The sequence below is a fragment of the Aestuariivita boseongensis genome, from assembly GCF_001262635.1.
Taxonomy (GTDB): domain Bacteria; phylum Pseudomonadota; class Alphaproteobacteria; order Rhodobacterales; family Rhodobacteraceae; genus Aestuariivita; species Aestuariivita boseongensis.
Genome location: NZ_JXYH01000001.1, coordinates 36969 through 59862 on the forward strand (window position 1 = coordinate 36969; position 22894 = coordinate 59862).

18 protein-coding genes are annotated in these 22894 nt (G+C 59.9%); 6 read left to right on the forward strand and 12 right to left on the reverse strand.

Annotated features, from left to right (window positions below):
- Positions 1 to 2 precede the first annotated feature (2 nt).
- The 10 genes from TR61_RS00165 to TR61_RS00210 form a co-directional block, all read right to left on the reverse strand.
- Positions 3 to 1100: an ABC transporter ATP-binding protein gene (locus tag TR61_RS00165; RefSeq protein ID WP_050927513.1), complete on the reverse strand. Its 1098-nt coding sequence runs from the start codon at positions 1098 to 1100 to the stop codon at positions 3 to 5.
- 3 nt (positions 1101 to 1103) lie between these two features.
- On the reverse strand, positions 1104 to 1994 hold the full coding sequence (locus TR61_RS00170) for a carbohydrate ABC transporter permease (RefSeq protein WP_050927515.1): 891 nt from the start codon (positions 1992 to 1994) through the stop codon (positions 1104 to 1106).
- Positions 1987 to 2859 carry a carbohydrate ABC transporter permease gene (locus tag TR61_RS00175; protein ID WP_050927518.1) on the reverse strand — a complete coding sequence of 291 codons (873 nt, stop codon included), beginning with the start codon at positions 2857 to 2859 and terminating at the stop codon, positions 1987 to 1989. Before TR61_RS00175 ends, TR61_RS00170 begins: the two co-directional genes overlap by 8 nt.
- A 63-nt stretch (positions 2860 to 2922) precedes the next feature.
- A complete protein-coding gene (locus TR61_RS00180) occupies positions 2923 to 4167 on the reverse strand; it encodes an ABC transporter substrate-binding protein (RefSeq protein ID WP_050927520.1) in 1245 nt (414 codons plus the stop codon).
- A 131-nt stretch (positions 4168 to 4298) separates the two neighbouring features.
- Positions 4299 to 5306, reverse strand: coding sequence for an ABC transporter ATP-binding protein (locus tag TR61_RS00185; protein WP_050927522.1), 1008 nt, complete (start codon positions 5304 to 5306; stop codon positions 4299 to 4301).
- A 1-nt stretch (position 5307) separates the two neighbouring features.
- Positions 5308 to 6291 (reverse strand): ABC transporter ATP-binding protein, encoded by a 984-nt coding sequence (locus TR61_RS00190; RefSeq protein ID WP_050927525.1) that lies wholly within the window; start codon positions 6289 to 6291, stop codon positions 5308 to 5310.
- A complete protein-coding gene (locus TR61_RS00195) occupies positions 6291 to 7169 on the reverse strand; it encodes an ABC transporter permease (protein WP_050927526.1) in 879 nt (292 codons plus the stop codon). The genes TR61_RS00190 and TR61_RS00195 overlap by 1 nt, the downstream gene beginning before the upstream one ends.
- A complete protein-coding gene (locus tag TR61_RS00200) occupies positions 7166 to 8143 on the reverse strand; it encodes an ABC transporter permease (protein ID WP_082181765.1) in 978 nt (325 codons plus the stop codon). Before TR61_RS00200 ends, TR61_RS00195 begins: the two co-directional genes overlap by 4 nt.
- 71 nt (positions 8144 to 8214) lie before the next feature.
- On the reverse strand, positions 8215 to 9792 hold the full coding sequence (locus TR61_RS00205; protein ID WP_050927661.1) for an ABC transporter substrate-binding protein: 1578 nt from the start codon (positions 9790 to 9792) through the stop codon (positions 8215 to 8217).
- Positions 9793 to 9874: 82 nt separating this feature from the next.
- Positions 9875 to 10831 carry a LysR family transcriptional regulator gene (locus TR61_RS00210; RefSeq protein ID WP_172676909.1) on the reverse strand — a complete coding sequence of 319 codons (957 nt, stop codon included), beginning with the start codon at positions 10829 to 10831 and terminating at the stop codon, positions 9875 to 9877.
- Positions 10832 to 10939: 108 nt separating this feature from the next.
- Between TR61_RS00210 and TR61_RS00215 the strand changes: the two genes are divergently transcribed.
- Complete coding sequence (locus tag TR61_RS00215; protein WP_050927530.1) at positions 10940 to 12583, forward strand: amidohydrolase; 1644 nt, start codon at positions 10940 to 10942, stop codon at positions 12581 to 12583.
- Positions 12583 to 13479, forward strand: a complete 897-nt coding sequence (locus tag TR61_RS00220) for a CobW family GTP-binding protein (protein ID WP_050927531.1) — start codon at positions 12583 to 12585, stop codon at positions 13477 to 13479. The genes TR61_RS00215 and TR61_RS00220 overlap by 1 nt, the downstream gene beginning before the upstream one ends.
- A 24-nt stretch (positions 13480 to 13503) precedes the next feature.
- Here the strand turns inward: TR61_RS00220 and TR61_RS00225 are convergent, their stop codons facing one another.
- A complete protein-coding gene (locus tag TR61_RS00225; protein ID WP_050927532.1) occupies positions 13504 to 14256 on the reverse strand; it encodes an IclR family transcriptional regulator in 753 nt (250 codons plus the stop codon).
- An 88-nt stretch (positions 14257 to 14344) separates the two neighbouring features.
- On the opposite strand from TR61_RS00225, the gene TR61_RS00230 reads away from it, so the two are divergent.
- The 4 genes from TR61_RS00230 to TR61_RS00245 are packed head-to-tail and all read left to right on the forward strand — an operon-like array spanning position 14345 to position 17980.
- Positions 14345 to 14716: a Rieske 2Fe-2S domain-containing protein gene (locus tag TR61_RS00230; protein ID WP_245626776.1), complete on the forward strand. Its 372-nt coding sequence runs from the start codon at positions 14345 to 14347 to the stop codon at positions 14714 to 14716.
- Positions 14713 to 15939: an aromatic ring-hydroxylating oxygenase subunit alpha gene (locus TR61_RS00235; RefSeq protein WP_050927534.1), complete on the forward strand. Its 1227-nt coding sequence runs from the start codon at positions 14713 to 14715 to the stop codon at positions 15937 to 15939. The genes TR61_RS00230 and TR61_RS00235 overlap by 4 nt, the downstream gene beginning before the upstream one ends.
- Positions 15870 to 17378 carry a glutamine synthetase family protein gene (locus tag TR61_RS00240; protein WP_342669380.1) on the forward strand — a complete coding sequence of 503 codons (1509 nt, stop codon included), beginning with the start codon at positions 15870 to 15872 and terminating at the stop codon, positions 17376 to 17378. Before TR61_RS00235 ends, TR61_RS00240 begins: the two co-directional genes overlap by 70 nt.
- Positions 17378 to 17980: a hypothetical protein gene (locus TR61_RS00245; protein WP_050927535.1), complete on the forward strand. Its 603-nt coding sequence runs from the start codon at positions 17378 to 17380 to the stop codon at positions 17978 to 17980. The genes TR61_RS00240 and TR61_RS00245 overlap by 1 nt, the downstream gene beginning before the upstream one ends.
- A gap of 62 nt (positions 17981 to 18042) precedes the next feature.
- On the opposite strand, the gene TR61_RS00250 is transcribed toward TR61_RS00245, so the two are convergent.
- On the reverse strand, positions 18043 to 22890 hold the full coding sequence (locus TR61_RS00250) for an OmpA family protein (protein ID WP_050927536.1): 4848 nt from the start codon (positions 22888 to 22890) through the stop codon (positions 18043 to 18045).
- Between the last annotated feature and the right edge of the window lie 4 nt (positions 22891 to 22894).

Sequence of the window (22894 nt, forward strand, 5' to 3'; positions counted from 1 at the left end):
GCTCAGTTCAGCCTTTGACCGCTCTCTGGCGCGAAATAGGACGCTTTTGAGATATCGAAGGCCAATGACAGGTGCTGTCTGGCGCGGGCCGATGTTTCCGCATGAAGCCGCGCAGTGACTTCCTTGCCGCCCAGGGACGTGACCACGAACGTGTCCGCGCCAGCCGGTTCAACCATGTCGACAAGGCATTCCGCCTCTTGCACGCCTGATCCGCTTCGAAAACCCGCTTCGGCAATATCCTCGGGACGCAGGCCCAGAATGATCTGATCGGGCAGTTCTGGCGCTGTTTGATCCATCAGAACCAGCGGCGGACCGGAATTGCGCGCGATTTCAAGACGCGTCGCGGCGCCTTCCCTTGTGGCACGCGCAGGGATCAGGTTCATCGCCGGAGAGCCCATGAAATCCGCCACAAAAAGATTTGTGGGGCGATTGTAGATTTCAGCGGGCGTTCCGATCTGCTGGATGATGCCGGCCTTCATCACTACGATCTTGGTCGCAAGCGTCATGGCTTCGATCTGATCATGGGTGACGTAAACCATGCTTGCATTCAGCGATTGATGAAGGCGCTTGATCTCGGTCCGCATTTCCACGCGCAGCTTGGCATCCAGGTTCGAGAGCGGCTCGTCAAACAGAAACAGCTTCGGGTCGCGCACCAGCGCGCGCCCCATGGCCACGCGCTGCCGTTGACCGCCCGACAGCTGGCCGGGCTTGCGGTTGAGAAGTTGTTCGATCTGCAGCTGGGCGGCAACCTCGCCGAGTTTGCGCGCCTGAGTGGCTTTGTCGACACCGCGCACCTTCATGCCGAAGGTGATGTTCTTGGCGACGCTCATCGTGGGGTACAGCGCGTAGGACTGGAACACCATCGCGATATCGCGGTCCTTGGGGCTGACATGTGTCATGTCGCGACCGTCAATGCTCAGGCTGCCGCCGCTGATTGTTTCCAGCCCGGCGATGCAGTTCAGCAGCGTGGATTTTCCGCAGCCGGACGGGCCGACCAGAACCAGGAAATCGCCCGGTTCGATCGCGATGTTGATGTCCTTGAGGACTTCGGTCGCGCCGTAGTTCTTGTAAAGGTTTCGGATATCTAGGATCGGAGCCATGACTTACCCCTTGACCGAGCCCGCAGTCAGACCGCGGACGAAATATTTGCCGGCGACGACATAGACGATAAGCGTGGGCAAAGCCGCGATGATCGCCGCGGCCATGTCCACGTTGTATTCTTTCACGCCGGTGGTGGAATTGACGATGTTGTTCAGTGCGACTGTCACCGGTTGTGTCCCGGCTTCGCTGAAAGACACGCCAAAAAGGAAGTCGTTCCAGATCTGCGTGAACTGCCAGATGACAGTGACAACGATGATCGGAAGGGAAAGCGGCAGGAAGATCGACCAGAATATCCGGAAAAAACCGGCGCCGTCGACCTTTGCCGCTTTGACCAGATCGGCGGGAATGGTGACATAATAGTTTCGGAAAAACAGGGTCGTGAACCCGATGCCATAGATCACATGAACAAAGATCAGTCCGGGAATTGAACCTGCAAGACCCATCATTCCCAAAAGCCGCGCCATGGGCAAAAGCACCACCTGAAACGGGATGAAGCAACCAAACAGCATCAGTGAAAAGATCAGGTTGGCACCACGGAACCGCCACTGTGCGATGACATAGCCATTCATCGCTCCCAGCATGGTCGACAGGGCCACTGCCGGAATGGCAATCAGAACCGAGTTCCAGAAATACGGCCGTAGGCCTTCGCATTGAATACCCGTGCAGGCCGAAGACCACGCGGTGGCCCACGGGCTGAAGGTCACGTCGCGGGGCAGAGCGATCAGGGACCCCGCGCGAATTTCCTCCAGGCTTTTCAGCGACGTTGTCAGCATCACGAAAAGCGGCAGCAGGTAATAGAGCGCAAACAGCCCCAGGATTGCGTACAGCATCCAGCGCAGCAAGCGCCGGTTCCATCCAGCCCGGGGAGGAGATGAAGACGCAAGATCAGTCATTCTTCGCCCTCAGTTCCGAGTAAAGATATGGGACAACCACGGCGAATACGACCATCATCATGACCATCGCGGATGCGGCCGCCTGTCCCAGGTCCCCGCGCGAAAAGGCCATTGCGTACATATATGTGGCGGGCAGGTCGGTGGCGTATCCGGGCCCTCCGCCTGTCAGCGCAATGACCAGGTCGAAGCTTTTGATCGCCAGATGCGCCAGCACAATGAAAGCAGACAGAAAGATTGGCGCCATCGACGGGATTACAATGGCCGAATAGATGCGCCATGTCGGGATGCCATCGACCTGGGCCGCCTTGATGATTTCCCCGTCTACAGATCTGAGGCCTGCAAGAAACAGCGCCATCACAAAGCCCGAGCTTTGCCAGATTATGGCAATCACGACCGTGTAGATGGCCATATCCGGGTTCACCAGCCAGTCAAAGGTGAAGTCTTCAAACCCCCACCCGCGCACCGTGGCTTCCAGGCCGAGGCCTGGGTTCAAAATCCATTTCCACGCGGTGCCTGTGACGATCATCGACAGCGCCATCGGATAAAGATAGATCGTGCGGATTGCGCCTTCGGTTCTGATCTGCTGATCCAGCAGAATTGCCAGCAGCAGACCCAGCACCATCGCGATGATGATGAACAGAAGCCCGAACACCACAAGGTTGTTCATTGCCGTGTCCCAGCGGGGGGAGGCAAACAGCTTGCTATATTGTACCAGCCCTTCGATTTCATATCGCGGCATCAGACGCGAGCGCGTCAGCGACACCCAACCTGTCCATGCGATGAAGCCATAGACAAAGACCAGCACAGCGATGAATGACGGCGCCAGCACAAGTTTGGGCAATTGTTTCTCCAGCCATTCCGGCATGGTCCGCCCCTTCAGATCAGAAACGCCTGCCCCGCGCAGCGAGGGCGGGGCAGGCTATGCAGATCAATAGCTGTTGGCGACCGCGTCAGCGAGCATCTGCACCGCGTCGGCCGAAGACATGTCCGAGTTGAAATGTGCCGTCACCACATCGGTAATCGCACCCGACTGTGCCCCGCGCAGGGCCATGCCATGTGCATAGGACGGCAGGAGCGATCCGCCTTCCGAACTGCTGGTCATCTCTTTGGCTGACAGATGCGCGCACTGGTCGAACTCGTCCAGCGCGACATCTACCCGTGCAGGGATCGAGCCTTTGTTCAGGTTGAAAACCTTCTGAAAGCTCGGACCCACGATCAGCTTTGCCAGAAGCTGCTGGCCGGCCTGTTTGTCGTCGCCGTCCACGGCGAACATTGCAAAGCTGTCTACATTGTAAAGGAACCCATCACCTGGCGTCGAAGCGCACAGGAAATCCTGACCGGGCGTTTTTCCTGCGGCCAGGAATTCACCCTTCGCCCAGTCCCCCATGATCTGGAAGGCCGCTTCGCCGTTCATGACCATGGCTGTGGCAAGGTTCCAGTCGCGACCCGAGAAATTCGGATCAACAAAACCCCGCAGCGTGCGCATCTGGTCAAAAACCTGAACCATCGTATCAGACGTCAGCGCCGCCGGATCCAGATCCACCAGCGCTTGCTGATAGAAATCGGGCCCGCCAAGTCCCAGGACCACGGTTTCAAAGACGGTGGCGTCCTGCCAGGCTTGTCCGCCATGGGCCAAAGGGATCACGCCAGCTGCCTGCAGCTTCTGCGCGGCCGCGTTGAATTCGTCCCAGGTGGTGGGCATGTCGATGTCATTGTCGGCCAGGACCTGCGCATTGGCCCAGATCCAGTCAACCCGGTGCACATTCACCGGAGCGGCACACCAGATGTCTTCACATTTCATATGGCCAGCAATCGAGGCGGGCAGGACATCGGCCCAGCCTTCGGCCTCGGCCACAGCCGAGATGTCGGCCAGCACGCCTTCCTCATACCATTCCTGGATCGCGGGGCCTTTCAGTTGAACGGCCGTCGGCGCATTCCCTGACAGGACGCGGGCGCGCAATGCGGTCATCGCTGCATCACCGCCGCCTCCGGCGACAGGCATATCTGTCCACGTGCCGCCATTGTCAGCGAATTCCTGTTGCAGAACGGCGACGGATTTGGCTTCGCCACCCGATGTCCACCAATGCAGGACTTCGGCTTCTGGTCCGGCGTAAGCTGCGCTTGACGACAATAGTGCAGCGGTCGAGACCGCAGCCAAGATGGTGCGTTTCATGATTTTGCTTCCTCCCTAGTGGCCACCTGGCTGATGGCTCTGACTGTGACTATGAAACTCAAAGGGGCAGGTCGCAATGGTGCACACCGCTCAGAGTTGCATTTTTTCGCCGCTTGGCAAGCTGATGCCGGTCAGTCTGCCATGCCGATTGCGTCCAACGCGTCCGTGCCGACATAATGGCAGGCGGCTGAGTGAGTGGTGCCGATACTTTGGGGTAGCGGTTCGCGCTGGCTGCAGTCGGGTTTGGCGATGGGGCAGCGGCTGGCAAAGCGACAGCCTGGCGGCAGATTGTTGGGATCGGGCGGATCGCCGGGGATCAGCACGCGGTTCCGGCTGGGCTGGCCGGGATGATCGACGCGGGGCACTGCCGACAGCAGCGCCCGCGTATACGGGTGCTGGGGGTTGTTGAACAGGCTCAGCCGATCCGCCTGTTCAACGATCTTGCCCATATACATGACTGCGATGCTGTCGCACATGTGCTGCACCACCCCCAGATCGTGGGAAATGAATAAGTAGGTCAGCCCGAACTGCGCCTGCAGCCGTCTGAGCAGGTTCAGGATTTGCGCCTGCACCGCCACGTCCAGCGCTGAGACGGCTTCGTCGCAGATGATCAGTTCCGGCTGGGTGGCCAGAGCTCGCGCAATCCCGATGCGTTGGCGCTGACCGCCCGAGAACTGATGCGGGAACAACCGTTGCTGTTCCGGGCGCAGGCCTACGGCTTCGAACAGATCATCAACGATCTTTTTCTTTTCCGCCTCGGATTTGTCCGACAAACTGTCGAGCGGTTCGCGCACGATATCAGCCACACGTTTGCGGGGGTTCAGGCTGCTATAGGGATCCTGAAAGATGAACTGCACGCGCCGCCGCATGCGCCGCAGGTCTTCCCCTTCCTTCGACAGGATGTCGTCCTCGCCCAGACGCGCAACGCCCTGATGTGCCGGGACAAGCCGCGCGACGGCCAACGCCGCGGTTGTCTTGCCCGACCCGCTTTCGCCCACGATGCCCAAGGTCTGGCCCTTGGGCACCTGAAAGGACACGTCGTCAACGGCGTAAAGATAGCTTTTCTTGCCCCAGCCGCCGCGTTTGATTTCAAACCGGACCGACAGGTTTTCGACTGAAAGAAGGGGGGTGTCCGTCATCTCACATCGCCTCCGCATGCCAGCAATCGGCGATCTGACCGCCCTCGAAGCTTTTTTCGGGCGGGCGCGCGCTGCGGCATTGGTCGGTGACATGGGCGCAGCGCGAGGCGAACAGGCATTCGTCGCGCCCGAAATCCCTGAGCGACGGGACGATACCGGGAACTTCGAACAGCTCGGGCCGGTCTTCGGTCAGCACATCGTGAAGATGCGGCACGCACGAGATAAGCCCCTGCGTGTAAGGGTGGCGCGCATGGTTGATGATCTGCGCCACCGGGCCAAGTTCGGCTTTGCGGCCTGCATACATGACGATCATGCGTTCGGCCATTTCGGCAACCGCACCCATGTCATGGGTGATCAGGATGATTGACGTGCCGGTTTGCGCGCGCAGATCGCGCAACAGATCGAAGATCTGCGCCTGCACCGTCACATCAAGCGCGGTTGTGGGCTCATCCGCGATCAGGATCTTAGGCTTGCAGGCCAGCGCCATGGCAATCATCGCGCGCTGACGCTGGCCACCGGACATCTGAAACGGATAATCCCCCGCGCGCCCTTTCGGATTGGGGATGCGCACCGCGTCGATCAATTCCACCGCGTGATCCCACGCCGCCTGCCGCGACAGACCCTGATGGGCGCGCAGCACCTCGGCGATCTGTTCGCCAATCGTGAAGACAGGGTTCAGCGACGTCATCGGCTCCTGAAAGATCATCGAGATATCGTTGCCGCGAATTTCGCGCAGCCGGGCCGGGCTGGCCTTGGTCAGGTCCTCGCCGTCAAAGCGGATGGCGCCGCTTGCAATGCGGCCGATCCTTTCGGGCAAAAGCCCCATCAGCGCCAGCGCCGTCATGGATTTGCCGCAGCCGCTTTCGCCCACGAAACTCAGCGTTTCGCCCGCGTCCAGATGAAAGGACAGATCGTCGATGACAGGGGCGGTGCCGTCGCGCGTCGACAGTTCGATCCGCAGATTTTCAACTTCAAGAAGCGCCATCACCGTTGCCTCAGCTTGGGGTTCAGGGCGTCGTTCAGACCATCCCCCACAAGGGAGATCGCCAGAACGGTGATAAAGATCGCAAGGCCGGGCAGGGTGACCGTATAGCTTGCGTCCAGAATGTATTGCCGGTTCGACCCGATGATCTGGCCCCAGCTGACCACATTGGGATCGGTCAGGCCAAGAAAAGACAGCCCCGCCTCGAACAGGATCGCACTGCCGACCATCAGCGCGGATTGCACGATGATCGGGGGCAGGGCGTTGGGCAGGATGACGCCAAACATCAGCTTGGCATTGGGCACGCCCGAGGCGCGCGAGGCCATGACGAATTCCAACTCGCGAATGCGCAGGAATTCGGCGCGCGTAATCCGGGCAACGGCAGTCCAGCTGACAACACCGATGGCGAAGGTGATCATCGGAAGCGACGCGCCGAACAGGGCAACCAGCACCATGGAGAACAGAAGCGTCGGCAGCACCTGGAAGAATTCGGTGATGCGCATCAGCACTTCTTCGACCCAGCCGCGATAGAACCCGGCCAGGGCCCCCACGGTCACGCCGATGAAGATCGACACAAGTGCAGCTGCCAGACCGATCAGCAAGGACACGCGCGCGCCGTTGATGATCATGGCCAGCAGATCCCGGCCCAGATAATCCGTACCCAGAAGAAAGCCGTTGTCACCGGGGGGCGAGAACGGGGCCCAGACCATCTCGAACGGGTCGGTTGGATAAAGCCACGGACCCAAAACAGCGGTGAAGCAGATCAGGACCAGCACGACCAAAGCGGCGACGGCTGCATGATTGCGCAGGAACATGCCCCAGGCTTCGCGCAGGGGGCTTTCGGCGCGCGGGGTTTGTTTGTCAGGCGTGATATCGGTCATTTCCGCCCTCCGACGCGTGGATCCACAAGCCTGAGTGCGAGATCGGTCAACAGGTTGCCCACAATGACCACAAGGGCCGAGAAGAACAAAATGCCCAGGATCGTTGGCGTATCGCGCGCGATGATCGACTGGAACGCAAGCGTGCCAAGGCCTGGCCAGCTGAACACGGCCTCGACCAGGACAGCGCCTGAAATGACGGCCGAAAATTGCAAACCCGCCAAGGTAATCACCGGAGACACGGCGTTTTTCAGCGCATGCTTATACACCACCTCACGCGGGCTGAGCCCCTTGGCCTTTGCGGTGCGCACATAATCCGATCCCAGAACCTCCATCATCGAGGCGCGGGCAAGGCGCGAGTAAAGCGCGAGGAAGACCGATGCCAGCGTGATCATCGGCAGGACCAGATGGCGTGCGATATCCGCAGCCTCCACCCAGAAATTGCCGTCGACCGTGACATCGCGCATGCCGGCCACCGGAAAGATCGGGATTTGCAGGGAAAAGGCGATCAGAAGAAGGATGCCGGTCCAGAAGACAGGCGCGGAATATCCGAAAAGCGCCGTGAAAGTCACAAGATAGCTGGCGATGCCATTGGGTTTCTGGGCCGAGATGACGCCCAGCACCACCCCAACGATCAGCGCCAGGATCTGTGCGGAAAACACAAGAAGCAGCGTGGCCGGCAGGCGTTCGAGGATCAGCTTCGTGACAGGTTCGTTGTAGAAGAACGAAAACCCCAGATCGGCCTGCAGGACCCCGCCGACATAGCGGCCCAGTTGGACAAGGAAGGGCTGATCCAGCCCGTAGTCCGCCCGGATCTGATCCAGAAGCTCCTGGTCCGCGCCGCCCATGGATTGGCTGATCGTATCCGCCACATCGCCCGGTGCCAGATGCATCAGAGAGAAGTTCAGTACCAGCACCGCCGTCAACAGGACGACGGCATAGCCCGCTCTGACCAGAAATGTCCGCAGCACGTTCACTGGCGGTCCCCTTGCCCCAAGATGTGCCTGCGGCGATCCATGTGTACCGCCGCAGGCATTGGTTCGTCAGATCACTCTTTCAGATAGGTCATGTCGATCGGCGTCGACGTGCCCCAGATGCCCAATGGCGGGTTGCCCACCTTGTCGGAATAGACCGTGTGATAGGGCAGGGTATTGGTGTGATAGACGGGCAATTCGGTTGCGATGATCTCCTGGAACTCTGCATAAAGCTCTTTGCGCTTCTCCGGATCGCTTTCCACCGCGGCCATCGCCATCAGCTCGTCCACGCGGGCATTGGAGTATCCTTGCGTGTTCGACCAGACGCCCTTGCCGATATTTGTGCTGTCATAGGTGCGGTGCACGCCGATCACCGGGTCGCCCCAGTTGAAAACGGTATCCCAGCTCATATCGAAATCCATCTCGCCCATGCGCTTGGCCCAGGTCGGGAAATCGGCGCTGGCGCGCACTTCGACCTCGATGCCCACCTTCTTGAGCGCGGCTTTGACATATTCCACCTGCGGTTTCACGCCGGGCCAGCCAAAGTCGATAGTCAGATCAAACCGCTTGCCGTCCTGCATGGGGAAGCCTGCCTCGTCCAGCAGGGCATTGGCCTTGTCCAGATCCAGGTCATAGGTCGGCACATTGGCGTTATAAAACGGGCTGTCGGGGTGGATACCCGTCCGGCTGTCGGCTGCTGTGCCCTGCATCAGCGCATTTTGGATGAAGTTCTTGTCCACCGCATAGGCAATCGCCTGGCGCACGCGCACATCGGCCAGGGGGCCTTTCTGAGTATTCATCGCCAGCCAGTCCAGCGGACCGATTGCGCCATAGCCTTCGGGGGTTACGGTCAGCCCATCCACACCCTTCAGCCTGTTGATGATCCGCGGCAGCGATTCAAAGGCGCCCATGTGCAATTCGCCATTCTCATAAGCGATGGCGCGGGCAGCCGGGTCGGTGATGATGCGCATCACGATCCGGTCCAGATAGGGGCGGCCGTCGATGAAGAAATCATCGAAGCGTTCCAGGATCACATGTTCGCCGGACTTGTATTCCACCAGCTTGAAGGGCCCCGAGCCCACGGTCCCTTCGTTGTTGCGGGGGTGGGTCTTGACCTCTTCAATCGGCACATCGCCATAAATATGCTTGGGCAGGATCGACATCAGCTGGCCCGACATCGCCAGCATCAGTGCGGGGTGCGGTTTGCTCAGCTTAAGGATCGCGGTGTGTTCGTCGGGGGTTTCGACGGATTCCACCGGAGCGAACATCGACTTGAACGGGTGGTTCGCCTTGATCACTTCGACCGAGAATGCCACATCTTCGGACGTAATCGGCGTGCCATCATGGAACTTGGCGTTCTGCACAAGGTTCAGCGTGACGCTCAGCCCGTCCTCACTGACTTCCCATGTTTCAGCCAGATAGGGCTGGGGCGTCCAATCCTCGTCATAGCGCAGGGGCGACGCGAAAAGCTGCGCGCCCGGGAAACCTGTCACGATGCCCGATTGCACGGCCGAATTGAGGTTCCGCACATTCGAGCCCAATACGGTCACAAGCGTGCCGCCGCGCACCGGCTCTTCCGCGGCGGCCTGGCCGACGGCCAGAACCCCGGCAAGAGCAGCCGAAGCGACCAGCCCTTTCATAAGGTGTTTCATCATACTCTCCCTGAGTCTTTGGTTTTTTATTAGGGAAAGCGTAGCGGAGGGTGTTTCCAACAGAAAACAGAATAAATATGCCCTATTGGCCTATTTTCTGGTGGTTTGCCTGCTCGTCCGCCCAGACGGTCAGACTGTCGAAAACCCCACGTTTCTGCAGGCTTTGGCAGCTGTCTATGAACGCCTGCACGATCTTGGGCGGGCGCGTATTGGCCAATGTAGCGATCCCGAAGCTTTGGCCATGCTCAAGCCCGGAAATGGGCACAGCCCGGTAACGTAGCTTGTCCTCTACATAATCTGGCGGCCGGATGTTCAAAATCGTGTATCCAAACCCGCCCGCGACGAGGGCGCGCGCGATCTCGGCGGAACGGGTGGTGTGCGCTATGCTTGGCCTGTGTCCGCGCCTTTCGAAAAGTCCGGTGAAGTAATCGCGCGTGCGTGGCAGATCCAGAAGAACCATGGGGCGTTCGGCCAGTTCTGCAAAAGACACGGACGGCTGCTGCGACAGCGGGTCATCAAGATTGATCAGCGCATAGGGCGGCGCCTGGAAAAGGGGCAGAAACTGGTGGTTGGACTGCAATCCATCTGTATAGGTGAACACAAGATCCACTTTGCCTTCGTCCAGAAAGTCGACGATGGATTTCAGGTTCCCCTCCATGACCTGAACGGACATGCCGGGAAAGTTCTCGGTAATGTTCTGCAGGATCGGGGGCAGAAACGCGGGTGCGGCCGTCGCATAGCACGCGATGCGCACAAGGCCTGACGTATCGCCGCCGAGGGTCTTAAGGTCGGCTTCGAAATGGCGGGTTTGCTGCAGGAAATTCCGGATCAGCACAAGCGCCTGTTCGCCCGCTGGTGTGGATTGGATGCCCTTGGCGGGAGTACGAAGGAATAGGTCATAGTCCAGCGAGGTTTCCAGCGCATCAATGGCCGCTGTAATGGACGACTGGGAGATCGACAGCTCTTTGGCGGCGTGGGCAATGGACCCAAGGCGCCCGGCCGCTTCCACGTAACGCAGCTGTTTCAGTGTGAAGTTCACGGTGGCTTCCCCTAAAAAACGATGGTTATTGGTCAATTAAATCCATTTTTCTGGTGAATAAAAGCCCTCTACCGTCCTCGTTACTGCAAGCCGAAGGAGGGCCGCGCGATGTCTCAGACAGTGATCTATTCCGCCCGCAAGATCATCACGATGAACCGCTCGCGCCCTCACGCCAGCCATGTTGCCGTGCGGGACGGACGTGTGCTGGGAGCCGGAACGCTTGATGAGCTGTCCACCTGGGGTGAGCATACGCTCGATGATCGCTTTGCCGACAAGATCCTCATGCCCGGGTTCGTTGAAGGGCATGCCCACACCATGGAAGGGTCGCTGTGGTCCAAGGTTTATTGCGGCTGGTTTGACCGCACCGATCCGGACGGAAAAACCTGGGATGGCGTTAAATCGGTCGATGCGCTGGTTGAGCGGCTGAAAGAGGCTGCCGACAAGCTGGGTGATTCTGAAACGCCGCTTTCCGGCTGGCAGCTTGATCCGATTTACATGAACAACCAGCGGGTGACGCGGCAGGATCTTGACCGCGTCTCGACGACCCGGCCCATCGGCATCCTGCACGCGTCAGGCCACATCATGAACGTCAACACCAAGGCGCTGGAACTGGCCGGGTTGATGAAAACGGGCATCAACAACGCCGCGATCCCTTTGGGTGATGACGGGTATCCGATGGGCGAGTTGAAGGGCCCTGAAGTGATGACGCCCGTTGGTCCTCATGTGGATTTCGAACGCAACATGCTGGATGCCGATGAAGGCGGCCTGCGGCGGTTTGCCAAGCTGTGCGTGCGCACCGGGACGACGACGATCACGGACCTTGCCTCGCGGCTCGACCCCGATACGGTCGACATGATGTTGCGGGTGACCGGAGAGGCGGATTACCCCGCGCGTATTGTGCCCTTGCGCTTCTTCATGGGGCTGTCGCCTGAAGACCTGATCGCCGAAGTGCTGCGCCTGCGGGATCTGTCCACCGACCTGTTGCGATTGGGGCGGATCAAGGTTGTTGCCGATGGCTCAATCCAGGGGTTTTCGGCGCGGTTGCGCTGGCCGGGCTATCACAACGGCGCGCCAAATGGCTTGTGGTATGTCGCGCCCGAACAGCTGTCAGAGATCTTCCATCGCGCATTGGAGGCGGGTGTGCAGGTCCATACCCACACCAATGGGGATCAGGCGACCCAACTTGTGTTGGAGAAGCTGGCGCCCGCGTTGCAGGCCCATCCGCATCCCGATCACCGCTTTACCCTGCAGCATTGCCAGCTGGCGGATGCCGCGCAGTTCCGGCAGGCCGCAAAGCTGGGCATGTGCGTGAACCTGTTCGCCAATCATCATTATTATTGGGGCGACGAACACTATACACTCACGGTTGGCCCTGACCGCGCAACGCGGATGAATGCCTGCCGCACGGCGCTGGATGCGGGTGTGCCCATGGCGATCCATTCCGATGCGCCGGTCACGCCGCTGGGTCCTTTGTTTACCGCTTGGGCTGCGGTAAACAGGCTGACAGCCTCGGGCCGGGTGCAGGGCGAGGAAGAGCGGATCACGGTGGAAGAGGCGCTTTGGGCCATCACAATGGGTGCGGCCTATACCCTGCATCTGGAGGGGGAGGTCGGGTCGATCGAAACCGGCAAGAAAGCCGATTTCGCGGTCCTGGAAGAAGATCCAACCGCCTGCAGCCCCGGTGATCTGAAGGACATTCCCGTCTGGGGCACGGTGCAGGGCGGCCGGATCTTCGCGGCGTCGGATCTGTAATGGGCGCGCTGCCGGTCACTATCGTCTCGGGCTATCTTGGCGCGGGCAAAACCACGCTGGTGAACCAGATGCTGCGCCAGGCTGATGGCGCGAAGATCGCTGTTCTGGTCAACGAATTCGGCGAATTGCCCATCGACGAAGACCTGATCGAGGCGCGCGATGACGAGCTGATCTCGATTGCCGGCGGCTGTATCTGTTGTTCCTTTGGCAGCGATCTGGCGGCGGCGCTCAAGCAGATGGCCGAATATCAGCCGCGCCCGGATCATATCGTGATTGAAGCATCGGGCGTCGCAATGCCCGGGGCCATCGCGCAGACGGTCGACTTGATACCCGAATTGCGGGTGGAGGGGATCTGCGTACTGGCTGACAGTCTGAACATCCGAAAGATGTCCGGGGATGAATATATCGGCGACACGATCGAACGGCAGCTGAGCGACGCTGATCTGATCCTTCTCAGCAAGGCTGATCTTGTGGATCAGGCGGATCTGGAAGTCCTTCAGGACTGGCTGGCGGAACACTGGCCCTGCGCACGCGTTGTTACCGCCGTGCAAGGTCAGGTGCCGAATGCCGTGCTTCTGGGGCGGTTCGCCGGTGGGGAGACGCGTTCGGCCGGACAGTTTGCCGATGACAAGTATCAAAGCCTTGCGGTCAGGCTGGAAACGCCGGTGGATGCCCGGAAACTGGCGCAGCGTCTGGCGGAACCGTCGCTGGGTCTGGTGCGCGCCAAGGGCTTTGTTCGGGATATCTCGGGACGGCCCGCGCTGATCCAACTGGCCGGACAGCGGACCGAGGTGACGTTCCCCGAAAAGCCGGGGGCGGCCGGGCTTGTCTGCATCGGGTTGAAAGGCAGGATCGATCCCCGGGCCTTGCAGGAATTGGGGCTGGGCATCTCCTGATACACGGCCGCTCTGGCCGTGTGTTCACATCTGGCGCTTGAGGCCGATAGCCGCCTTTGTCAGCGCTTCAAGCGCCGTGTCAAACACATCTGCTTTGTCGAAATGTGCGGCCGCCTCGGTCATGCCCAGGGCCGCTTCGCAGCCATTGATCCAGCCGCAGCCGACGGCCAGGCCCGCTGTACCGGTTTCAAATTCATTCTTCGCGAAGGAAAAGCCGTCCTGACTTGCCTGGTCGATCCTGGCACGGATGGAAGTCATGTCCATGTCTGTCTCAGGTGTCAGCTTTTGTGGCGCGAGCCGTGCCAGCAAGGTATCGCGCCTGTCGGGGTCGCATTGCGCCAGCAGCATCCGGCCCATGGCTGTCGGCAAAAGGGGCAGGGTGCTGCCCACGGAAAACCCGAAGGACAGCCGCGCGGTCGAGACTGCCGACCTTGCGATGTAAACAGCGCGCGTGTCGTCCCGCACGGCCAGCGCCACATCTCCCGCCAGTGTTTCGGCCAGTTGGTTGAGGACGGGTTGAATGAATTTCCCAATGTGGTGAGAGGCCAGATACCCTCCCGCCAGCGCCACGATCTTCGGGGCCAACCGGAAGCTGCGGTTGGTTCGGATCAGATATCCCTCGGCCTCCAGCGTCAGGCATAGCCGCCGGGCTGTGGCGCGATCATACCCGGTGAGCCGCGAGATATCGGCCATCGTCAGGTCGGCACTGCCGTCCTGAAAACACTCAAGCACATGCAGACCTTTGGCGAAAGTGCTGGCTCCGGTCGTGTCGTGCATGTTGACGGATATGCCTTCAGTTTCTATCGTCGAATATAGGTTCAAGTGTTCAAATAACGCACTTTTATTCAGGATGGAAGGCAGATCCGTGAAAGACCCCACAGCCGCCTGGACGGTCATCGCCCGTGTTTCCGATCTGGATGCGAAACGGCCACTGCTGCCGATCACCCTTGCCAGCGGGCGCTATGTCCTGTTTCGTGATGAGGAAGGGGAGCTGGGCCTTATCGGCCGGCATTGCCCGCATCGCGGAGCAGACCTGTGTTTCGGGCGGCTTGAGGATAACGGCCTGCGATGCCCGTTTCACGGCTGGCATTTCGACCGGACGGGTCAATGCGTCGAACAACCCGCCGAACCGGAAGGATCGAAGATGTATACGCAGATCAAGGTTCCGATGATCCCGGTCAAAATCGTGGATGGAAACATTTTGGCAAACATACCCGAGGGAGAGTTGTCCCAATGATCAGTCAGGAACTGAACGACCAGATTACGCGCGTAGGTCCGGGATCCGAGGCGGGGCGCGTCCTGCGCCATTATTGGCAGCCTGCGCTGTTGCGCGAAGAGCTGGCGCATGGCGACAAGGTTCCGGTGAACCTGCTGGGCGAAAGGCTTGCGTTGATACGGGATGCATCAGGCATTTATGTGCTGGCCACGCGGAAGGCATCTGCAGATGAAAAGCCCACGCATTATCCAAATGCCAGGGATATTGTCATCGACCCGGACGGACCCGCTTACCCGGTCACGGAACGCAACGGTGTGATCTTTGCCTATATGGGCCCGGGCGATCCGCCGGAATTTCCCAATTTCGACTGTTTCCGCGCACCCGAAAGCCATGTCTTCGCCTTCAAAGGGCTGTGGCAATGTAATTGGTTGCAGGCGCTTGAGATCGGGATTGACCCGGCCCACGCCTCGTTCCTGCATCGGTTTCTGGAGGACGAGGACCCGAAGGAAAGCTATGGCAAACAGTTCCGCGACAGTGCCGCCGACACCAATATTCCGATGACCAAGATCCTGCGGGATTATCCACGTCCCGACATTTCGGTCGATGAGACGGAGTACGGTCTGAAGATCACCGCCCTGCGGCGCATGGAAAACGATCTGATCCATGTGCGCGTGACCAACCAGATCTTCCCCGAGGCGATCTGTATTCCAATGTCGCGCGAGATGATCATCACGCAGTGGCACGTGCCGATTGATGACGAGAATTGCTATTGGTTCACGATGTTCACCAGCTTCCGCGATCCGGTGAACAAGGATCTGATGCGTGAACAAAGGCTCAAGGAACATGCCCTGCCGGATTATGCACCGTTGAAGAACAAGGCGAATAACTATCACTATGACCCGGATGAACAGGCGCGGCTGACCTATACGGGGATGGGGCTGGATATCAACGTGCACGACCAATGGGCTGTCGAAGGGATGGGCCCCATTCAGGACCGGACGCAAGAACATCTGGGCCGGTCGGATGTGGCGATCATCCGATATCGCCGGATGTTGCGTCAGGCGATTGCAGCCGTGGCAGATGGCCGGTTTGAAGATCTCCCGATGCAGCGGGGGGAAAGCGTGGCGCAGATCAGTGGCCCGCTTTCCAATGACTCGATCGCGGATACATCGGATTGGCAGATGGCAAGCCACGCAGCGGATATGGCGCGCCGGTCCGCCTGCCCCTGGGACGCACGGGTCTGATGAACCTGTCGGGATTAAGCATGGCCGGGAATTCAGCCAAAGCGGCAAGCGCGTCAGACGTGTTGGAAAAGATCACAGCGGCGGGGATCGAAACGGTGCGGGTCGTGTTCCCGGACCAACACGGTATTCTGCGGGGTAAGACGCTGGTCGCCCGGGCTATGCAATCGGCCTTCGACAAGGGTGTCGGAATGCCCTCGACCCTCCTTCTGAAAGACACGTCCCACCGGACGGTGTTTCCAATCTGGTCTGGAGACACCGCGCCTGATTTTGATGGGCTGCCACTGGCCGGGGCCAGCGATATCCTGGCAACGCCCGATCCCGCCACGTTCCGGCGTTTGCCTCACGCTCCGCATTCCGCAGTCATCCTGTGCGACGTCACGGATCGGGATGGCACAGCGATTTCGCTGTCGTCGCGGGAGGTTTTGAGGCGGGCCGAAGCGCAGCTGACGCAGGCGGGATTTGCCGCGATGTTTGGCCTTGAAGTGGAGTTCCAGGTCTTTCAGATCGACGACCCGGCGCTGAGCCATGCGCAAGCCACAATGCCGCCAGCACCGGTGCGGACAAAGAACACCACGCAAGGCTATCAGTTTCTGACCGAAACCCGCTATGGCGAGGCCGAAGACCTGCTGGACGACATTCGGCGCATGGCCGAAGAGATGCGCCTTGCGCCCCGCACGGTCGAGATCGAGATGGGGCCAAGCCAGTTCGAATTCACTTTCGACCCCTCGGGTCCGATGGAGCAGGCCGACCGCTACATCCTGTTTCGCACCATGGTGAAAGAGCTGTGCCAGACGCGCGGTTTGCATGCCAGTTTCATGGCAAAGCCGCGGCTTGAAAACGCGGCGGCCAATGGATGGCATATCCACCAGTCGCTTACGGATTTGGCCAGTGGGACTAACGCTTTCACGCCAGACACGCCGGGTGCCCTTACGCCGGTGGCAGATGGCTGGATCGCCGGTCTGCTGGCAAATGCGGCGGCCAGCTGTGTGATGACCACGCCCACGATCAATGGCTACAAGCGATACGCGCCGCACCAGCTGGCTCCCAACCGAATTCAGTGGGGTACCGATAATCGCGGGGCGATGATCCGTGCGCTGCTTTTCCCCGGCGATGGGGCCAGCCGGGTTGAAAACCGTGTGGCCGACAGTTCTGCCAACCCCTATTTCGCGCTGGCTGCGCAGATGCTGTCGGGGCTTGATGGCCTTAACCGTTCATTGAAAGCGCCTGCGCCAACTTCTGATCCCTATGACACGGGGGCCAAGGCCCTGCCGCGCAGCCTGATCGAGGCGGTCGATGCCTTCGAAAGCAGTGCCTTTTACCGCTCGGCATTGGGAGACGACTTCGTTGATTACCTTGCCCATATCAAACGGGCGGAATGGGAACGCTATGTGATGACAGTCTCGGAATGGGAGCAGGCGGAGTATTTTAACCTGTTCTGATGGGCGACAGTGGCGGCATCACCTGGGTCGAGGGCACTCCGTTTCAGGACACCATCGACGGATACTTCCCCCTGCGGACATCTCTGGCGCAGATGCTGGAGCGGCAAGGCTTTCACGCGGCGGTCGTGACGATTGATTTTGCGCCAATCATCCACGTGTCGGGTCTGCCTGCGGACGCACCGGTGCCGCTGAACATCCGCTCAGGGCAGGCCGGGCTTATTCATCGACTGTCGGTTTGCGTAACGGCGCAGGGTCTGAGCGGGTTTGGATATTGGCGCTGGCTGACCCAGGCAAATGGACCACCCGTCGATCTGGGGCCGGACATCCGACTTGCTGAACCTGCCTTCCTGTCCGGGATTGGCTTTGGCAAGGGAGATGTGCCGGCTGGCCTGCTTGGCGGCCTCCACGCCGCAGCTGACGAACGGATCGGTGCGGGCGTGCTGTCGCCTGACGAGTTGCGGGTGATGGACCGGATTTGGGGGCCTTTCCCGGTTGAGGTCGGGCGCATCGTCGACGCGACGGACCGCTGTTATCATGGTGATCTGTTTGAGGGTGAGGCCATTCCGACCGGATTTTTTGTTCTTCAGCGTGCAGCGCGATGAAACGAAAAGAGCCTTCCCGAAGCTATATCGGGAAGGCTCCGCTTCTGTGATTGCTCTGGGGCCTAGTTCGTGGCGCGGCTCAATGGATAGTCCACATTCAACGCCAGCGGCGGGATTTGTGGGCGTTGCTGGCCTTCGGTCAGTTCCGGCACGCGGCTTGAGGTGAATAGCACCATTTCCTGCAGGGAATTGAAACCGTCGCGATTGCCCACGCGGCTGTCGGCCATGCCTCTGAGCCCCTCCAGCAGCGCGGCGGTGAACGCTCCGTGTCCGCCGCCAAAGCTTTCATCCTCGAAACTCAGTTCCGAGCCGGAGGAAGACGCAAAGACAACCGCGCCTGTTCCCTTGGTCAGCTGCTGCACCGCATCTTCAGCCACAACACGGCCATCTGCTGCGCCGGAATGGCAGATATCCAGCAGCAAGAGCGCATTCTGGTTCAGTGGCCGGTTCTCCAGATAGTCGCGGAAACGGTCGACGCCCATGCCGGTATAGGGCTTTGTCAGATCGCCCTCGTGCGTCATGAAGTAAAGCTCCTGTTCCTCATCCACGACGCCATGTCCGGCCAGGAACAGCACGATCACATCGTCCGGCCCTGACTGGTCCAGAAACTCGTTCATCTGGATCCGCACATTGCGTTCGGTCGCGTCGGCATTGGTCAGAATGCGCGTTTCTACGCGGTCAAACAGCCGACCTTGCTGTTCCTCCATCAGCCGCGCCAATTCCTGCGCGTCGCGGTGGGCGAAGTTCAGGTTCTGGCTGGAACGCTCGTAATCCGACACGCCCACCCCGAAGAACCACAAGGTCTGGCCCGAGGCCGTGCGTTCCGGCTCCGGCACGCCGTCACGGATAACCTCGATCCGCTGGGTTTGAAGCCGCGCATCGCGCCAGACGAGGCTGGCCTCGATCACGTTCACGCCCGGGTTCAGGTCAAAACGCCGGGTCAGCCCCACGGTTTCATTGCCATCGAAAACGGCTTCTTCCTCGAACCCGCGCGATTTCAGCACGCGGCGACCGTTCAGCGTATACTCGATCTCGGGGTCAGCCAGATCGGCGTTGTCCTTGTCGACCTCAAGCTCAAGGACAAAGGTTTCGTCCTTGGTGTTGGAGCGTTCAGGCGACAGAAGCCGCACGGTATAGGGCGCTTCGAACACGTCTGCCTCTACATCCGGGCCGGTATCGGGCGCAGCTTCGCCGCGTGCGATCGCCTCCAGAAGGTTCCGGATCAGGCCGGGCCGTTCGTATTGTTCGGCCAGCGCACTGAAGGGCAGATAGTTGTCGCCCAAAGACCAGTAAACGCCACTGGTGCCGCCCAGCGACGCGGTATAGCGGCCGTCGGGCGTGAACGCGATCCATTCCCCGTCCGCACGTGGTGCGATGGTGAGGGCCTGCTTCATCTGGTTGAGGTCAATGAAGATCAGCTCGTTGCCGGTTGTCTGGCCGACAGCGATGTTGCGTCCTTCATGTGCTTTCAGACTGCGCAGGTTATAGGGGAAGGTCACCTCGCGACCATCCAGCGCAACATGATCCAAGAACCAGGCGATGTTTCGGCCATCGTCCAGCGCGACTTCGTAATGCGGCAGCGGTGTTTCGCGCCGCGTGCTTCGGCCCGTATTGGGATCGTGCACGTACCAGCGACCTTTGCCGCGGAACCACAATTCCTCGCCCTCCCATTTCATCTGAAAGAAGCGATCCTCGGCCTGGAAGTTGGTCAGTTCACGATTGGTCTGCGGATCGTAGATCGTGACGATCCGGCCATCTGTAAGGCCTTGTTTGAACCCGGACATCCAGGATGAGGTCACCGCGACCAACCCGCTGTCGGATATCCTGACATAGACACGCGGGTCGTAAATCTCCGAGAAATTCACAGGTTCGGACACGATGTCGAATTGCGTTTGCATGATGGTGCGCAGGCTGGATTTTTCGATCACATAGATCCCGGCCTGTGGGGACGAGAACGGGCCGTCGCCATGAGGAATGGTTCCGACAACCAGATGTGTGTCGTTTTCACTCATGGAGTAGGGCTCGCCCTCAACCCGCCCGACGATTTCACTTCGGAAGGTCTGCGTGTCGAACCGGTGCATGGCGCCAGATTCATCAAAGGAAAACAGCACGGTTCCATCTGAATTCAGCGGCGCCCAGGCGAATTCCATCGCACCTTTGATCCGGTGGACCTGCCGGCCTGTCTTCAGACTCCAGACGCTGGTGCCTTCGGAATCAAGCGACACGACCATGTCAGAGCCTTCGACCATCGTCAGACCCTGTCCCTTCAGCGCCTGACCCTGCTTGCGCCGGTCGATCTGCAGCGTGTCGGTCTTGTAATAGACGATCTCGTCATCCAGCGTTGCCACATAATGGCTGCCATCCGGCGTAAAGTCGCCCTGCATGACCACGTTGGGATCGCCGCCAGACGCCGTGGCAACAACGCGGCCTGAAGGCACCTCGACAAGAGCTAGACGGGTGTTGTTGGTGAAGGCGTCGTTGATCATCACCATGTTTTCGGTCGGGTGGGCCACAAGGTTGAACGTCATGGCCGGCATGCGCTGGCGCATGACTTCCTGCCAATCGGAGGTGCGCCATGCGATCAGCTCATAGCTGTTGTTCATGGCAACCATGTATGCGCCGTCCTGGGTGCTGACCATCGAATGCACCCAACCTGCATCACGCAGGTTCAACACCGGGCGAAGCGTTTTGGCATCGAAGACGACCGCAGTCGACGTGCGCGGCACCTTGGTTACGATATGCTCACCCGTGCCCGACCAGGCCATGGCTTCGGACCCGCGGATCGTGCCCATCTTGGCCACCCGCATCTCGCGCGTGGCAAGGGTATAGACACGCAGGAACCCGTTTCGATCGGTATAGGCGACCTCGTCGGAAAAGGGCGACCACGAGATTTCGTCAATGGATTCCGAGTTGGGCAACTGGCTGTGGGTCAGACCGGTGCGCATGTCATAGATGAACATGTTGTGGTCGGTGGAGCCGGTTGTGTTCAAAAAGCCCGATTTCACCGCAACATAGCGGCCATTAGGCGAGATTTCCCGCGAGCTTCCGCCGATCGGCAGCTGGTGCACGCGCACCATCTTTTCCACATCCCAGACCTGTGCAGGCGTGTTGCCCGTGATCGCGAAACGGCCATCTGATGTCAGGTCCAGCGACCGGGCGTCCAGCCAGCCCGTGGTCACGATGCGCGGCGCGGCGATGTTGCCATAAGGGCGGATTTCGACGCGGCGGTTGGTTTGCTTGCCGCTGTCTGTCTGGTTGGTGGCCAGGGGAATGCGCGGACCGTACCCCACTGTCTGGATGCGTTCGGGGGTGATGCCGGCGTTTTGCACGAAATAGCTCTCGACAGCGCTCGCCCGCGCCTGGCTCAGCGGTATATTGATCGCGTCGGATCCGGTGCTGTCGGTGTGCCCTTCAATCAGGAACACATATTTCTCGGCCCCTTGTGCCTTGAGCGCCTGGGCCGCGCGGTCAAGTACGCCATAGCCTTCGGGACGGATATCAGCCTTGCCGGTGGCGAATTCCACTGTCACGCGAAGACTGTCGCCAAAACGTTCTTCCCAGGTTTTGAGGAAGGGGTTCTCGGCGTAGTAGCGCTCGCGCTGGTTTGCCAGGCGGAGCGCATTCGCGATGCGGTTCTCGCGCACCGCGATCCATGTTTCGGAAAAGCCGCCCGCCTTGTAGACCCGTTCCATCAGGCGATTTGCGGTGGCGAAGTCACGCGCGTGGATACGGTTGTCGATATAGCCACCCAGCAGGCTGTTATAGGGCGCGCCAGAGGTCTCGGTCAGATACCGTTCGTAAATCGGGATCGCACGGTCATAAAGCGCCGCCTCTTTCACGAAGCTGTTGAACTGGTTGACCGCATCATCAAGCTGCGCGGCGGTCGGCGCGGCAGCGATGGCGCGCAGGCCGAATTCCTCGGCGCGTTGGGGGTCGAGGTCGAAGTTCGTATAGGCCCAGGTCAGCCCGATCAGTACGTAATAGTTATTGGGGAAATCGCGCAGACCCCGTTCCAGAACGCTCAGGCCGCGCGCGAAATCATCATTGCCGATCACACCAAACGCATCATGGGCCGCTTCGGGGCTTGGGTTCATGTCATATGCGCTGGCGAACATATCGAACGCATCCGAGCGCAGGTTGAAATCGTCCCACAGGATTTTGCCAATGTGCCGCAAGGCCGCGTCGCTTTGGTTGTCATAGGCCCAGGAGATACCCTGGCGGATCACATCGAAACGGTCCTGGCGGCTGGCGCGCTGGGCGGCCAGAAGGCGCAAGCGGTTGTCGATCCACTGCTGGAAGGCGTCGTATCGCCCGCCCTGGTTCAGGGCGCTTTGAAAGTACTGATCTGCCAATCTGCGATCCGATCCGCGGGCATCTATCCCGCGGGTATAATCATAAACCCAGCTTTCGGATGTGCCTTCCCGTTCGGCCCGCTCAAGATAAGCGCGCGCGCCATCGGGGTTTTTCTGACCGTTTTTCAGGTTGAAATACGCATATTGCACGAAAAACGCGTGCTGCGGCCATGCCCGTGCGCCCTGGACATAGTTCTCGAACGCTTCCGCGTAACGGTCTTGCCGTTCAAGCACGTAACCAAGGTTTGTATAGGCCAGACCGACCGAAGGATCGCGTTTGATGGCCTCCTTGTACAGGCGCTCCACCTCGTCCAACGGTGCGCCTGAGCCATCCGCGATCCATGCCCGCGCGGCATAGCCTGCGCCTGTCTCGGGATAGGTTTCTGCCACATAACGACGGATCTGAGCGCGCAATGCCGGGCTTTCCCGAGAGACCGACAATTCGATCAACTGCCCGGGGTCCTTTCCTTCGCAGTATCGGCATTCAAAGGCTTCAACAGCGGCGCTTGAGAAGAACGAGAGAATGAAAATGGCCGTCACAAGGGCAGAACGCAGCATGGGC

Bases quoted from the DNA above. Each gene is read 5' to 3' on its own strand.
- TR61_RS00235 (WP_050927534.1), top strand. From the start codon at position 14,713: ATGATCAGTCAGGAACTGAACGACCAGATTACGCGCGTAGGTCCGGGA.
- TR61_RS00250 (WP_050927536.1), bottom strand. From the start codon at position 22,890: ATGCTGCGTTCTGCCCTTGTGACGGCCATTTTCATTCTCTCGTTCTTC.
- TR61_RS00205 (WP_050927661.1), bottom strand. From the start codon at position 9,792: ATGAAACACCTTATGAAAGGGCTGGTCGCTTCGGCTGCTCTTGCCGGG.
- TR61_RS00190 (WP_050927525.1), bottom strand. From the start codon at position 6,291: ATGGCGCTTCTTGAAGTTGAAAATCTGCGGATCGAACTGTCGACGCGC.
- TR61_RS00220 (WP_050927531.1), top strand. From the start codon at position 12,583: ATGGGCGCGCTGCCGGTCACTATCGTCTCGGGCTATCTTGGCGCGGGC.
- TR61_RS00215 (WP_050927530.1), top strand. From the start codon at position 10,940: ATGTCTCAGACAGTGATCTATTCCGCCCGCAAGATCATCACGATGAAC.
- TR61_RS00175 (WP_050927518.1), bottom strand. From the start codon at position 2,859: ATGCCGGAATGGCTGGAGAAACAATTGCCCAAACTTGTGCTGGCGCCG.
- TR61_RS00180 (WP_050927520.1), bottom strand. From the start codon at position 4,167: ATGAAACGCACCATCTTGGCTGCGGTCTCGACCGCTGCACTATTGTCG.
- TR61_RS00165 (WP_050927513.1), bottom strand. From the start codon at position 1,100: ATGGCTCCGATCCTAGATATCCGAAACCTTTACAAGAACTACGGCGCG.
- TR61_RS00170 (WP_050927515.1), bottom strand. From the start codon at position 1,994: ATGACTGATCTTGCGTCTTCATCTCCTCCCCGGGCTGGATGGAACCGG.
- TR61_RS00195 (WP_050927526.1), bottom strand. From the start codon at position 7,169: ATGACCGATATCACGCCTGACAAACAAACCCCGCGCGCCGAAAGCCCC.
- TR61_RS00225 (WP_050927532.1), bottom strand. From the start codon at position 14,256: ATGCACGACACGACCGGAGCCAGCACTTTCGCCAAAGGTCTGCATGTG.
- TR61_RS00245 (WP_050927535.1), top strand. From the start codon at position 17,378: ATGGGCGACAGTGGCGGCATCACCTGGGTCGAGGGCACTCCGTTTCAG.
- TR61_RS00185 (WP_050927522.1), bottom strand. From the start codon at position 5,306: ATGACGGACACCCCCCTTCTTTCAGTCGAAAACCTGTCGGTCCGGTTT.